General features: G+C 64.6%; 10 protein-coding genes, 1 tRNA gene and 2 riboswitches. Of the genes, 3 read left to right on the plus strand and 8 right to left on the minus strand.

Annotated elements, in window-relative coordinates:
• Positions 1-15: 15 nt before the first annotated feature.
• The 5 genes from AWB72_RS00655 to gcvT all read right to left on the minus strand — a co-directional run bounded on the left by AWB72_RS00655 (position 16) and on the right by gcvT (position 7,194).
• A complete protein-coding gene (locus AWB72_RS00655) occupies positions 16-1,404 on the minus strand; it encodes an L-serine ammonia-lyase (RefSeq protein ID WP_040052855.1) in 1,389 nt (462 codons plus the stop codon).
• Positions 1,405-1,423: 19 nt separating this feature from the next.
• Positions 1,424-2,533, minus strand: coding sequence for an alginate lyase family protein (locus AWB72_RS00660; protein ID WP_040052854.1), 1,110 nt, complete (start codon positions 2,531-2,533; stop codon positions 1,424-1,426).
• Positions 2,534-2,645: 112 nt separating this feature from the next.
• Entirely contained in the window at positions 2,646-5,576 is a 2,931-nt protein-coding gene (gcvP, locus tag AWB72_RS00665; protein ID WP_040052853.1) for an aminomethyl-transferring glycine dehydrogenase, read from the minus strand.
• Between the two features lie 51 nt (positions 5,577-5,627).
• Entirely contained in the window at positions 5,628-6,008 is a 381-nt protein-coding gene (gene gcvH, locus AWB72_RS00670) for a glycine cleavage system protein GcvH (protein WP_040052852.1), read from the minus strand.
• Between the two features lie 61 nt (positions 6,009-6,069).
• Positions 6,070-7,194, minus strand: a complete 1,125-nt coding sequence (gcvT, locus tag AWB72_RS00675; RefSeq protein ID WP_040052851.1) for a glycine cleavage system aminomethyltransferase GcvT — start codon at positions 7,192-7,194, stop codon at positions 6,070-6,072.
• A gap of 114 nt (positions 7,195-7,308) precedes the next feature.
• Positions 7,309-7,440: riboswitch (glycine riboswitch) on the minus strand.
• A gap of 8 nt (positions 7,441-7,448) precedes the next feature.
• Positions 7,449-7,560: riboswitch (glycine riboswitch) on the minus strand.
• A 148-nt stretch (positions 7,561-7,708) separates the two neighbouring features.
• On the opposite strand from gcvT, the gene AWB72_RS00680 reads away from it, so the two are divergent.
• A complete protein-coding gene (locus AWB72_RS00680; RefSeq protein WP_143754567.1) occupies positions 7,709-8,035 on the plus strand; it encodes a hypothetical protein in 327 nt (108 codons plus the stop codon).
• A gap of 3 nt (positions 8,036-8,038) precedes the next feature.
• Here the strand turns inward: AWB72_RS00680 and AWB72_RS00685 are convergent, their stop codons facing one another.
• Positions 8,039-9,082 carry an oxidoreductase gene (locus tag AWB72_RS00685; RefSeq protein ID WP_040052849.1) on the minus strand — a complete coding sequence of 348 codons (1,044 nt, stop codon included), beginning with the start codon at positions 9,080-9,082 and terminating at the stop codon, positions 8,039-8,041.
• A 238-nt stretch (positions 9,083-9,320) separates the two neighbouring features.
• Between AWB72_RS00685 and AWB72_RS00690 the strand changes: the two genes are divergently transcribed.
• A complete protein-coding gene (locus AWB72_RS00690; RefSeq protein ID WP_040052848.1) occupies positions 9,321-11,408 on the plus strand; it encodes a UvrD-helicase domain-containing protein in 2,088 nt (695 codons plus the stop codon).
• Between the two features lie 63 nt (positions 11,409-11,471).
• Here the strand turns inward: AWB72_RS00690 and AWB72_RS00695 are convergent, their stop codons facing one another.
• The gene (locus AWB72_RS00695; RefSeq protein ID WP_040052847.1) at positions 11,472-12,377 is read right to left on the minus strand and encodes a c-type cytochrome; all 906 of its coding nucleotides are present in this window, start codon (positions 12,375-12,377) and stop codon (positions 11,472-11,474) included.
• Positions 12,378-12,662: 285 nt separating this feature from the next.
• On the opposite strand from AWB72_RS00695, the gene AWB72_RS00700 reads away from it, so the two are divergent.
• Positions 12,663-12,738: transfer RNA gene (locus tag AWB72_RS00700), tRNA-Arg, on the plus strand.
• A 156-nt stretch (positions 12,739-12,894) separates the two neighbouring features.
• Here AWB72_RS00700 and AWB72_RS00705 read toward each other — a convergent pair.
• Complete coding sequence (locus tag AWB72_RS00705) at positions 12,895-13,626, minus strand: RNA polymerase sigma factor FliA (protein WP_040052846.1); 732 nt, start codon at positions 13,624-13,626, stop codon at positions 12,895-12,897.
• Position 13,627 lies beyond the last annotated feature (1 nt).

Genomic DNA, 13,627 nt, shown 5'->3' on the forward strand with positions numbered 1-13,627 from the left:
CTCATTGCCCCCGCCTCAACACTCCACGATATTCACCGCCAACCCGCCGCGCGAAGTCTCCTTGTACTTCGTCTTCATATCCGCGCCGGTCTCGCGCATCGTCTTGATGACCGAATCGAGCGACACATAGTGCGACCCATCCCCGCGCATCGCCATGCGCGCGGCGTTCACGGCCTTCACCGATCCCATCGCGTTTCGCTCGATGCACGGAATCTGCACCATCCCGCCGACCGGATCGCACGTCAGTCCCAGGTTGTGCTCCATGCCGATTTCCGCCGCGTTCTCCACTTGAGCCGGCGTGCCGCCGAGCACCGCCGCGAGCGCGCCCGCCGCCATCGAGCACGCGACGCCCACTTCGCCCTGACACCCGACTTCCGCGCCCGAAATCGATGCGTTCATCTTGTATAGAATGCCGATGGCCGCCGCCGTCAGCAGAAAGTCGATCACGCCCTGCGCATTCGATCCCGGCACGAAGCGGTCGTAGTAATGCAGCACGGCCGGGATGATGCCCGCCGCGCCGTTCGTCGGCGCCGTCACGACGCGTCCGCCGACCGCGTTCTCTTCGTTCACGGCGATCGCGTACAGATTGATCCAGTCGATCATCGATAACGGATCGCGCAGCGCCTGCTCAGGCTTCCCCGCCAGCGCGCGATAAAGCTGCGGCGCACGGCGCTTTACCTGGAACGGACCGGGCAAGTTGCCGTCCGCTTCCGGATTGCCGATTCCGCACCCGCGCGCGACGCAATCCTGCATCACATCCCAGATGCGCATGAGGCCCGCGCGAATCTCGTCTTCGCTGCGCCAGATGCGCTCGTTTTCCCACATCAGTTGCGCAATCGACTTGCCGGATTCGGCGCACATCTTCATCAGCTCGTCGCCGGTGTGGAACGGATACGGCAACTGCTCGTGCGCCGTCAGCACCGCCGTGTTCGCCGCGCCCGCCGTCACCACGAAGCCGCCGCCCACCGACAGATACGTCGCTTCGCGCAAGAGCTGACCGTTCGCATCGAATGCATGCAGCTTCATGCCGTTCGGATGCTCCGGCAGCGCCTGCCGATAAAACGCGATGTTCTCCTTCAGCGCGAACGGAATGTCGTGCGTGCCGAGCAGCGCAAGCGTCTTCGACGTGCGCACGGCCTCGAGTCTCGGAACGATGCTCGAAGCATCGACGGTATCGGGGGCATCGCCCATCAGGCCGAGCATCACGCCGCGATCCGTGCCGTGGCCCTTTCCGGTCGCACCGAGCGATCCGTACAGCTCGCATTTCACCGATGCCACCGCGCCCAGCAGCCCGTCGCGCTCGAGCCCTTGCGCGAACATCAACGCGGCGCGCATGGGTCCGACGGTGTGTGAACTCGAAGGTCCAATGCCGATTTTGAAGAGATCGAAAACGCTGACTGCCATGACTGTTCCTGCTGAATGATTAACGCGCCGGCAGCGGCAAACACACCGCGAGCCACGCGGGCGGCGTCGGCGCGAGCCGCAATGCCACCGGCGCATAGCGGCCGTCCAGACGCGCCGCCAGATGAAAGAGTTCCGCCGCGTTCTTCGGGTCCCATTGGCCCGAAAAACCCGGCAGGCCGGCCTCGCGACGCTTTGCATCGAAAGGTACGGTCGAATGCACGAACTCGTCGTGCGTTCGGGTGCCGAGCGCATATGGCGTGAGCCAGTTGAGCGCATCGGCCAAGGTCGCGCCGGTCGTCGCGCGCTCCGGCAGCCAGTTGCGATTGTGGCGACGCGCGGCGAGCGCCGCCGTCACGAGCGGCTGCAGGTCATACGTGACGTAGTGCAGCGCATCGCGTTCGGAGAAATCGACCGTCGATCCATCCGGCGCGATGTTGTCGCCGATATGCTCCACGAAGAGCCGCTGCGCCGCGTTGATCAGCTTGCGATCGTCGATGGTGAACGCGCCCATCGCCACCAGCTTCACGCGATGACTCTGCCAGTTGTTCCGGTACGTGCCCTTGAGCGGGCGCGCCTGTTTGTCGATGTCGGCGATATAGCCCGTCACCATCTTCGCGATGAACGCGTTCGCCGCGTTGCGCGTCTTCACGGGCAGCGCGCTCGCCGTCAGGTCGTAGGCGAGGATCAGCGATTCGAAGTTCGTCTCGTCGATCGGATTGAAGCTCGACCGGTACGTCGTCGTCCACGCCAGCAGAAAGCGGTCGACGAGGCGCAGATAGCGTTCGTTGCCCGTCGCGCGCCACGCGAGCGCGGCGTCGCGCATGAGGTCGAGATCGCGCTCCGCTTCGACGCTTTGATCGTAAATGCCTTCGTGCGGCAGCGTGCCTTCCGTGTGCAGCGTGGCGCGCGGCTTCGGCTGATCGTCCACATGCGATTGCACCGACTGCACCAGCGCCTTCACGCCCGGATCGGCCTGAATGCGTTCGCTCGCCTGCATGGCGGGCGCGGCGCAGAAGTTCATCGCCGCGTGCGCGGCAGGCGCTGCCAGCAGCGTGCAAAGCGCGGCCAGCGTGGCGGGCTTCATCGAAAAACGGCTCGCCTCGTTCACCTTTCGCACCTTCCGCGTCATATGAACTCCCTGATTGCTTTGGTCAGGGGTGAGATGTTAGCCGTTCCCGAACGCGCCGCAAGCTCGCCGACAATGCGTGACGCTTGCCGGCGACTCGCGGCGCGCCGCAGCGTCACGCGTCCGCGTACTCCGAAACCGGCACGCACGAGCACATGAGGTTGCGGTCTCCATACGCGTTGTCCGCGCGGCCTACCGGCGACCAGTACTTGCGCGCCACCAGCGACTTCACCGGATACGCCGCCGCCTCGCGCGTGTACGCGTGATTCCACTCATCCGCGGTGACGACCGCCGCCGTGTGCGGCGCGTTCTTCAGCACGTTGTCCTCGCGATCGGCGCGGCCTTCTTCCACCGCGCGAATTTCTTCGCGAATGGCGATCATCGCGTCGATGAAGCGGTCCAGCTCTTCCTTCGATTCCGATTCCGTCGGCTCGACCATCAGCGTGCCGGGGACGGGGAAGCTCATGGTCGGCGCGTGGAAGCCATAGTCGATCAGACGCTTGGCCACGTCTTCCACCGAAATGCCGCTCGCTTCCTTGATCGGCCGCACGTCGAGAATGCACTCGTGCGCGACGAGTCCGCCCGCGCCGCTGTACAGCACCGGAAAATGCGGCGCGAGGCGCTTCGCCACATAGTTCGCCGCGAGGATCGCGCTTTCGGTGGCAGCGGTGAGCCCCTGCGCGCCCATCATCGCAATGTACATCCACGAGATCGGCAGGATCGCGGCCGATCCGTAAGGCGCCGACGACACCGCGCCAATGCCCGCTTCGTCGCGCTTGTAACCGGTGGACGTCTGGTTCGGCAGGAACTTCGCGAGATGCGCGCCGACCGCGACCGGACCGACGCCCGGCCCGCCGCCGCCGTGTGGAATGCAGAACGTCTTGTGCAGGTTCAGGTGCGAGACGTCGCCGCCGAACTGGCCGGGGGCGCAGAGGCCGACCATCGCGTTCATGTTCGCGCCATCGACATAAACTTGCCCGCCGTGCTGATGCACGATGTCGCAAATCTCGCGGACATTGCGCTCGAAGACGCCGTGCGTCGACGGATAGGTGATCATGATCGCCGCGAGATTCGCCGAATGCTTTTCGGCCTTCGCCTTCAGGTCGTCGATATCGACATTGCCGTTCGAATCGCACGCGACGACGACCACCTGCATGCCCGCCATTTGCGCCGATGCCGGATTCGTGCCGTGCGCGGACGCCGGAATCAGACACACATTGCGATGCCCTTCCCCGCGCGACTCGTGATACGCGTGAATGATCAGCAAGCCCGCGTATTCGCCCTGCGATCCCGCGTTCGGCTGCAGCGAAACAGCCGCGTAACCCGTGCACGCGACGAGCATCTGTTCGAGCTGATCGATCATCGTGCGATAGCCGACCGTCTGCTCGGCGGGCGCGAAAGGGTGAATCTGCGCGAACTCGGGCCACGTGACCGGCAGCATTTCCGACGTGGCGTTGAGCTTCATCGTGCAGGAACCGAGCGGGATCATCGTGCGGTCGAGCGCCAGGTCCTTGTCGGCGAGGCTGCGCAGATAGCGCAGCATTTCGTGTTCGGAGTGATGGCGGTTGAAGACCGGATGCGTGAGGTAATCGCTCGTGCGCTTGAGGTCGGCCGGAAGCGAGTCTTTCAGCGCGGCGTCGAGCGCGTCGATATCGAACGTTTCGGTCTTGCCCGCGACATCCGCGAAGAGCGCGAAGAGCTTCTGCAAGTCGTCGCGCGTGGTGGTTTCATCGAGCGATACGCCGACCTGACTCGCGCTCACGCGGCGCAGGTTGATATGCGCGGCATACGCGGCCTGATGCAGCGCGTTGGTGTTCGCGCCGCTGTCGATGGTGACGGTATCGAAGAACGTTTCGTTGGCGATGCTGTAGCCGAGCTTCGCGACGCCCGCCGCGAAAATCGACGCGACGCGGTTCACGCGCAGCGCGATCGTCTTCAGACCTTGCGGGCCGTGATACACCGCGTACATGCTCGCCATGATCGCGAGCAGCGCCTGCGCCGTGCAGACATTCGACGTCGCCTTCTCGCGGCGGATGTGCTGTTCGCGCGTCTGCAGCGCGAGACGCAGCGCGGAATTGCCTTGCGCGTCGACGGTCACGCCGACGAGACGCCCCGGCATCTGGCGCTTGAATTCGTCGCGCACGGCCATGTACGCCGCGTGCGGACCGCCGAAGCCGACCGGCACGCCGAAACGCTGCGTATTGCCGATGGCGACGTCCGCGCCCCATTCGCCCGGCGGCGTGATGAGCGTGAGCGCCAGCAGGTCCGCCGCCGCGACCACATGGCCGCCCGCCGCGTGAATGGCTTCAGCGAGCGCGCGGTAGTCGCGGACATCGCCGTTTGCGCCGGGATATTGCAGCAGCACGCCGAACGCGTTCGCGCTCGCGGCGTCCGCAGCCGGCCCGACCTTGACTTCGATACCCGCCGGTTTCGCGCGCGTCTTCACCACTTCGATGGTCTGCGGCAGCACGTCGTCCGCGACGTAGAACACGTTCGATTTCGGCTTGCCGACGCGTTGCAGGAGCGTCATGGCTTCGGCTGCGGCGGTGGCTTCGTCGAGCAGCGATGCATTCGCCATCGCGAGGCCCGTCAGGTCCATCACCATCTGCTGGAAATTGAGCAGCGCTTCGAGCCGCCCTTGCGAGATTTCCGGCTGATACGGCGTGTACGCCGTGTACCACGCCGGATTTTCGAGCACGTTGCGCAGGATCACGGTCGGCGTGTGCGTGCCGTAGTAACCCTGGCCGATGAAGGTTCGAAACACCAGATTCTCGTCCGCGAGCTTGCGCAGCGACGCGAGCGCTTCCGCCTCGCTCTTCGGCTGCGTGAACGCGGCGAGCGGCAGCGTCTCCTTGCGGCGGATCGTTTCGGGAATCACCGCGTCGATGAAAGCCGCGCGCGATGCGAAACCGAGCGCGTCGAGCATGGCGCGCTGATCGGCGTCGTCGGGACCGATGTGCCGGCCGGCGAACGCATCGTGGCATTCGAGCGCGGCGAGTGACAGGGAGGTGCGGTTCATCAGGCGATCCGGGTGTTCGAGCTTCATGTGAATTCCGACTGACGACGAAGGCGCGGCGGCCTTCGTCCATGAGATAAGTTATTCGCCGATCGACTTGCCGTAGCCTTCGGCGTCGAGCAGCTTCTCGAGGCCCGCGTCGCTTGCGGGCTTGATCTTGAAGAGCCAGCTTTCGTACGGCGCGCCGTTCACCTGATCCGGCGACGAAGTCAGCGCGTCATTCGCGGCGACCACTTCGCCCGAGACCGGCGCGTAGATGTCGGATGCCGCTTTCACCGATTCGATGACGGCGATCGCGTCGCCCGCCGCAACGGACTTGCCCGCCGCCGGCAGTTCGACGAACACGATGTCGCCGAGCGCTTCCTGCGCGTGATCGGTAATGCCGACGGTCAGCGTGCCGTCGGATTCCGTGCGGACCCATTCGTGCGATTCGGTGTATTTCAGATCGGCCGGGATGCTCATTGGATGCTCCTTGCGTGGTTCGTTCGTGAGTTTCTTGATCGGTGGGACGCGCGCATCCGGCTTATTGAAGGTCCACGAGAACCTTGCCGTTGCGCACGAACGGAAGTTTTACCACGCGCGCGGGGACTTGCTTGTCGCGGATGACGACCTGCACCGTATCGCCCGGTGCGACCGCCGTCGGGACGCGGGCGAACGCAATGGATTCCTGCATCGACGGGGAAAACGTGCCGCTCGTGATTTCGCCGTCGCCGTGCGGCGTGACGACTTTCTGATGCGCGCGCAGCACGCCGCCCGCACGACCGTTTTCCTTGATGAGCACCAATCCGACGAAGCTCGCCTTCGAGCCGTTCGCTTCCAGCGCCGCGCGGCCGACGAAATCGCGCGGCGTCTTGAGATCGACCGTCCAGGCGAGGCCCGCGTCGAGCGGCGACACGTTTTCGTCCATGTCCTGGCCGTAGAGATTCATGCCGGCTTCCAGACGCAGCGTGTCGCGCGCGCCGAGGCCGGCGGGCGTCACGCCGGCTGCGTGCAGCGCGTTCCAGAGCGCTTCGACGTGCGTCGCCGAAACGACGATTTCGAAGCCGTCCTCGCCGGTATAGCCGGTGCGCGCGAGCATCAGCTCGCCGAATGCGGTGGACGGAAAATTGACTGCGTTGAACGGCTTGATGTCCTGCGTCTGCCCGCGCGTGTCGGGCAGCACTTGCCAGACTTTTTCGCGCGCGTTGGGCCCCTGCACCGCGATGATGCCGAGATCGCCGCGCGGCGTGATCGACAGATTGAATTCGCCTTCCGCGTTCAACTGCCCGAACCACGCGATGTCCTTGTCCGCCGTGCTCGCATTCACGACCACGCGGAAATACGTCTCGGAAAAGTAATAGACGATGAGGTCGTCGATCACGCCGCCGTCGCTCTTGAGCAGGCACGAATAGAGCGCTTTGCCGGGCGTCGTGAGTTTGTCGACGTTGTTGGCGATCGCGTAGCGGAAGAAGTCGCGGACGGCCTCGCCGTGGAAATCGACGACGCGCATGTGGGAGACGTCGAACATGCCGGCGTCGGTGCGCACGGCGCGGTGTTCGTCGATTTGCGAACCGTAGTTGACGGGCATGTCCCAGCCGCCGAAATCGACCATGCGCGCGTTGAGCGCGAGGTGTGCGGCATGCAAGGGTGTGTGTTGAAGAGAAGTCATCGGGGCCTCGGTTCGCCAGACAAAAAAGGCCACGCAGCGAACGTCCGTCAGCGGAAATGCGCCTTCGCGCCGCTCGATGCGGCAAGGAGGCGCGACCGCGATGCGGTTGCGATGCGTGACCCCTCTGTCCTCGGTACCTGAGAGATTGCGCGGACACCGGCGTGTGCCGATGGTCCATCGCGCGCCCCTTCGGTGGGCAACTGGCCTCGTTCGACGAAGCCGCTGCCGCTCTCCAGAGTGCGAGGAAATGCTTCCTCGACGCGGCCGGTCCTTTTGCCTGAGAGTTTGCGGGTGTGCCCCTTCGGCGGCGCGGCGTCCGCTGATTTTTCGCACAGCGGCGGCCACGCGCTCTCCCGACGCGTGCGGCAGAATTTACGCGACGCAAATGGCCTTGTCAAACGGATTCGGACCGCTGCGATTGCCTGAATCGGCCGGGTGTGATGGGCACGAATCGTTACTTTTGCGGCGCGGCGCGCGCCTACACTCGGGGTTTGCAACTTACTCTGGAATGGTCATGGCATCCGTCACCATCAACGGCCGGACGGTCACCGGCAAGAACATTTCCATTCGCGGCAAGCAAGTGACCGTCGACGGCGAAGTCGTCAGCGGCGATAGCTCGCCGAGCGTGACCATCGAGATTTATGGCGACGTCGAAAAGATCGACGTCGACGCTTGTGGCAAGCTCACCGTGCATGGGCAGGCGGGGGTCGTGTCGACCGTGTCGGGAAACGTGTATTGCGGCGATGTCGGCGGGTCGGTGCACACGGTTTCGGGAAACGTCGCTTGCCGCGATGTCGGCGGGAATGTCAGCACGACATCGGGAAGCATCAGGCGGGGGTGAGAGTCACCCCCTCACAAACTCCATCCGCCGCCCTTCCCGCTCGCTCTGCGTCGCCAGTTCGATGATCGTCATCGTATCCACCGCATCCTGCGGCGTCACGGGGAACGCCTTGCCATCCAGCACCGACGCCGCCAGCGCACGATAAAACTCCACGTAAGCGCCATCGCGCGTGGCGAATTCGTGGCGCAGATCGTGATCGCCATCCACTTCGCGCAGCAGTCCCGGCGGATTCTTGCCGAAGCCCGCATCGCCCGGACGCATGCCCGAGCGCAACTGATCTTCCTGCACATCGAGGCCCGTCTTCACGTAACTGCCGCGCGTGCCGTGGATCGCGAAACGCGGCGGCTCAAGCGCGGCCAGCGCGCTTGCGTGCAAGACGACCTCCTTGTCCGCATAACCGAGCACGAGATGCACGTAATCCGGCGCGTGCGCGTGATCACGATGCGCCTTCACGAACGCCGTCACCGTCTGCGGCGCGCCGAAAAGCGCCAGCGCCTGATCGATCAGATGCGGCCCGAGATCGAACAACAAGCCGCCGCCGCGCGCCGCTTCCTCGCGCCACCGCTGCGGCACTTTCGGGCGAAAACGGTCGAAATGCGATTCGTAATGCGTGATGCGCCCGAGCCGCCCGCTCTCGATCAGCGCGCGCGCCGTCATGAAATCGCCATCCCAGCGGCGATTGTGGAACGGCGCGAACAGCAAACCGCGCTCGGCGGCGAGATCGGCGAGCGCGCGGGCATCGCGTGCGGAAAGCGTCACCGGCTTGTCGACGACCACGTGCCTGCCCGCCGACAACGCGCGCCGCGCGAGATCGAAGTGCGTGTCGTTCGGCGTGGCGATGACGATGCACGCGATGTCGTCGATGGCGAGCAGCGCATCGAAGTCGGCGACGATTCGTGCGTCCGGATAGTCGGCCTGCGCGCGCTCGGCCTGGCTCGTCGCGATGGCTGCCACGCTCGCGCGTCCGCAATGCTCGATGACGGGCGCGTGAAACGTCGCGCCGGCAAGTCCATAGCCCATCAGGCCGACTTTCAGTGCTGAACTCATGTGGGCATCATCCTGTGGTGAATCGTGGATCGTGAATCGACTCGATATTGTGGCACGCGCCCGAAACGCCGCCACCATGAAACGAACGAGGGCCAAAACCCGCCGCGTTCTATCGTGTTAACATCGCGCTCTCGAATTCGCCGCGCGCGTGCATCGTCTCGTGCGCGGTCTCGCAGTCCATCAGCGGCGGTGTTTTTTTACTGCTCGCCGCTCGCCTCACTCTCCAAAGTCCAGAACGATGTCCGCAGGTCTCAACGCCGCGCAAAGCGAAGCGGTGCGCTATCTCGATGGTCCCTGTCTCGTGCTCGCCGGCGCGGGCAGCGGCAAGACGCGCGTCATCACGCAGAAGATCGCGCATCTGATCGAAGGACGCGGCTTCGAGCCGAAGCACATCGCCGCGCTTACCTTCACGAACAAGGCCGCGCTCGAAATGCGCGAGCGCACCGCGAAGCTGCTCGAAGGCAAGACGCTCACCACGCCCGGCAAGGAAGGCCGTAGGGTGCCGGTCAATCAGCTGACCATCTGCACGTTCCACTCGCTCGGCGTGCAGATCATGCGGCAGGAGGCGGAGCACGTCGGCTTGAAACCGCAGTTCTCGATCATGGATTCCGACGACTGCTTCGGCATGGTCCAGGAACAGCTCGGCACCACGGACAAGGGCCTGATCCGCAAGATCCAGTCGATCATCTCGCTGTGGAAGAACGCGATGGTCTCGCCCGATCAGGCGTCCGTGCTCGCGAGCAACGAGGACGAGCACCAGGCGGCGATCGTCTATCGCAGCTATGCCGCGACGCTGCACGCGTATCAGGCGCTCGATTTCGACGATCTCATTCTGCGCCCCGCGCAACTTTTCGCCGAGAACGAGCAGGTGCGCGAGAAGTGGCAGAACCGCCTGCGCTATCTGCTGATCGACGAATATCAGGACACCAACGCCTGTCAGTACGAATTGCTGAAGCTGCTGGCCGGCCCGCGCGCCGCGTTCACCGCCGTGGGCGACGACGATCAGGCCATCTACGGCTGGCGCGGCGCGACGCTCGAGAATCTCGCGCAGTTGAGCAAGGACTTTCCGAAGCTGCACGTCATCAAGCTGGAGCAGAACTATCGCTCGACGGTGCGCATTCTGACGGCGGCGAACAACGTCATCGCGAACAATCCGAAGCTCTTCGAGAAGAAGCTGTGGTCCGAGCACGGCATGGGCGACACGATCACCGTCACCGGCTGCAACGACGAAGAGCACGAAGCCGAATCCGTCGTGTTCCGGCTCTCGGCGCACAAGTTCGAGCGGCGCGCGGCGTTTCGCGATTACGCCATCCTGTATCGCGGGAATTTTCAGGCGCGCATTTTCGAGCAGGTGCTGCGGCGCGAGCGCATTCCGTACGTGCTGTCGGGCGGGCAGTCGTTTTTCGATCGCGCGGAGATCAAGGACATCATTTCGTATTTGCGGCTGATCGCGAATCCCGACGACGATCCCGCGTTCATCCGCGCGATCACGACGCCCCGGCGCGGCGTCGGCAACACGACGCTCGAAGCGCTCGGCGCGTTCGCGGGCGCGGCGAAGGTGTCGCTGTTCGAGGCGGTGTTCATGGGCGGCATCGAGGCGCGGCTGTCGGCGCGTCAGGTCGAACCGCTGCGCACGTTCTGCGAGTGGATTCGCCGCCTGTCCGACCGCGCCGCGCGCGATCCGGCGACCACCGTGCTCGACGACATGATGGAAGCCATCCACTACGAAGCGTATCTCTACGATGCCTTCGACGAGCGGCAGGCTCAATCGAAATGGCAGAACGTGCTGGAATTCTGCGAATGGCTGAAGCGCAAGGGCACGAAGCCGGATGCATCGCCCGAGACGGAACAGACCGGCTACGACACCGCCGACGGTCTCTCCGACGACGGCAAGAACCTGCTCGGCCTGATCCAGACCGTCGCGCTGATGTCGATGCTCGAAGGCAAGGACGAAGATCCCGACGCGGTGCGGCTTTCAACGGTGCATGCGTCGAAGGGGCTGGAGTATCCGCACGTGTTTCTGGTGGGCGTGGAGGAAGGCATCATGCCGCATCGGGGGAATTCGGACGATGACAGCCCCGTCGACGATGCGCGCATCGAGGAAGAGCGCCGGCTGATGTACGTGGCGATCACGCGGGCGCAGCGCAGTTTGCATCTGAACTGGTGCAAGAAGAGAAAGCGCGCGCGGGAGACGGTGGTGTGCGAGCCGTCGCGCTTCATCCCCGAGATGCTGCTCGACGATGCGCCGCCGCCGACTGCGGAAGAAGCGCCGCTATCGCCGAAAGACCGGATGGCGATGCTGAAGGCGATGCTGCAAAAGGGCTGATCGACGCCCGAAAAAAACCCTGCGACGCGTGATGCGTGCGCAGGGTTTTCTATCACCGCGACGTTACTTCGACGCGTTCACCATGTAATCCACGGCGGCTTTCACGTCAGCATCCGGCGCGTTCGACCCGCCTTTCGGCGGCATCGCGCCCTTGCCGTGGAGCGCGTAGTTGTAGACGGTGTCCATCGGCTCCTTGAGGCGCGGCGCCCAGGCGGCTTTATCGCCGAACTTGGGCGCATTCAGCACGCCCGCCGCGTGACACGCCTGGCAGACCTGTTCGTAGAGCGCCTTGCCCGCTTGCGATGCATCCGCGCTTTGCGCGCCCGCAGCCGGAGCCGATGCCGTCTGCGGCACGGACGCCAGCGCGGCGACGGCGGCTGCGGCCTGCGCGTTCTCGGTGGCGCCCGAAGCGGCCGTCGGAGCCGATGCCGATGCCGGCGCCGACGCTCCCGCCGATGCCGCCCCGCCCGATGCCGGTTGCGCCGGTTCCGCGAACTTGCCGCCGCCGTTGTTCGCCATATAGACGACGGCGCGCGCGATTTCGAAGTCGCTGTAATCGTCGGGGCTGGTGCCGCCGCGCGGGGGCATCGCGCCCTTGCCGTTGAGCGCGTTGTGCAGCAGCGTGTCGTAGCCTTCGCCGATGCGCGGTGCCCATGCGCCGGCATCGCCGAATTTGGGTGCGCCGGCTGTGCCCGCCGCGTGGCAGGTGGAGCAGACGGCCTTGAACACTTCCTCGCCGGTTTTGTAGACGCGGGGCGCGTTGGCGTCGCGGATATCGACCTTCGCGGCGGGCGCGATGCGCTCGACGACGGAAGCGTCGATGTTGGTGCCGGCGCCGGTGCGCGTCGAGGTATCGACGTAGACGGCCAGCAGAATGATGATGGCGACCGGGATGCCGAACCCCGCGATCACCGCCGCGATGAGTTGGGCGGGCGTTCTGATCGGGGCTCCGTGGGGTGCTTCGCTCATGCTTGTCTCGTCTCCCGTTTTTTGATTGAGTCGGTTCAGACAGCGTGACGGCTACGGCTTTGCCCTTTGCGTCGCCAAGGGCACGGTCGATTATAGACGGAACGTTTAACGGAAGGCGTAGGGGCGGCGAGGCGTGTAGCGGGCGTTTACCCGCATTTTCGCCGATGCCGCGCGGCCCGTCGAACCCCGCGCGATGGACGGATCTGCCGAAAACAGGTATTCTCTCGGATTCGCATGGGTCTTGCTGTCGCCTTTCGGCACCCGCAAGCAAGGCCTTCCGCCGATGCGCCCGTAGCTCAATGGATAGAGTACTGCCCTCCGAAGGCAGGGGTTGCTGGTTCGATCCCAGCCGGGCGCGCCATCTTTGTTATGCAACAGCCGACGCGCTGACCAGTTGCTAGCAACCCGAGCGCAAATCTGCATCGCTCGAAAAAATCAAGCCCCAATAAACCAACGGCGGCCGAGTCACCCAAGACCCCAGCCGCCGCGCCAAGCCACGGAAACACGAGCTAAAGCCTCAAGCCTCCACGCCCGTCCACTCCTGCTCCCGCAACTTCGCCCGCAGCCGCGCCACCGCCTGACTATGCAGTTGGCAAACGCGCGACTCGCTCACTTCCATCACCGCGCCGATCTCCCGCAGATTCAACCCGCGCTCGTAATAGAGGCTCATCAGCAGCTTCTCCCGCTCCGGCAAGCGATCGATCGCCTCGATCAGCGCGCCGCGCAAGCTATCGTCGAGCAACGCCGACAACGGGTCCGACCGATCCACGCAATATCGATCCAGAAACGGCTCGTCATCCGCCGAACGATCGAAGTCTTCGTAATAGATCAACTGGCTGCCGTGCAGGTCCTGCAGCATCGACTGATACTCGTCGAGCGGCAGTTGCATGTGCTCGGCGATCTCCATCTCGCTCGCCGACCGGCCGAGGCTCTGCTCGACCTTGTGCACCGCCGATTCCACTTCGCGCGACGTCTTGCGCATGCTGCGCGGCAACCAGTCGTTCGCACGCAGTTCGTCGAGCATCGCGCCGCGAATCCGCTGGCTCGCGTATGTTTCGAACTGCGCGCCCTGATCTTCCTTGTAACGGCTCGCCGCATCCATCAGGCCGATCATGCCGGCCTGAATCAGATCGTCGAGATCCACACTCGCCGGCATCTTGGCGACGAGTTGCAACCCCAGTCGACGCACGAGCGGCGCATAGCGCGTCAGCACGTCGGATTGCGAGAGTTTGCCTTGGGCGTTGTACATC

This window comes from Caballeronia concitans (assembly GCF_001544615.1).
Taxonomy (GTDB): Bacteria; Pseudomonadota; Gammaproteobacteria; order Burkholderiales; family Burkholderiaceae; genus Caballeronia; species Caballeronia concitans.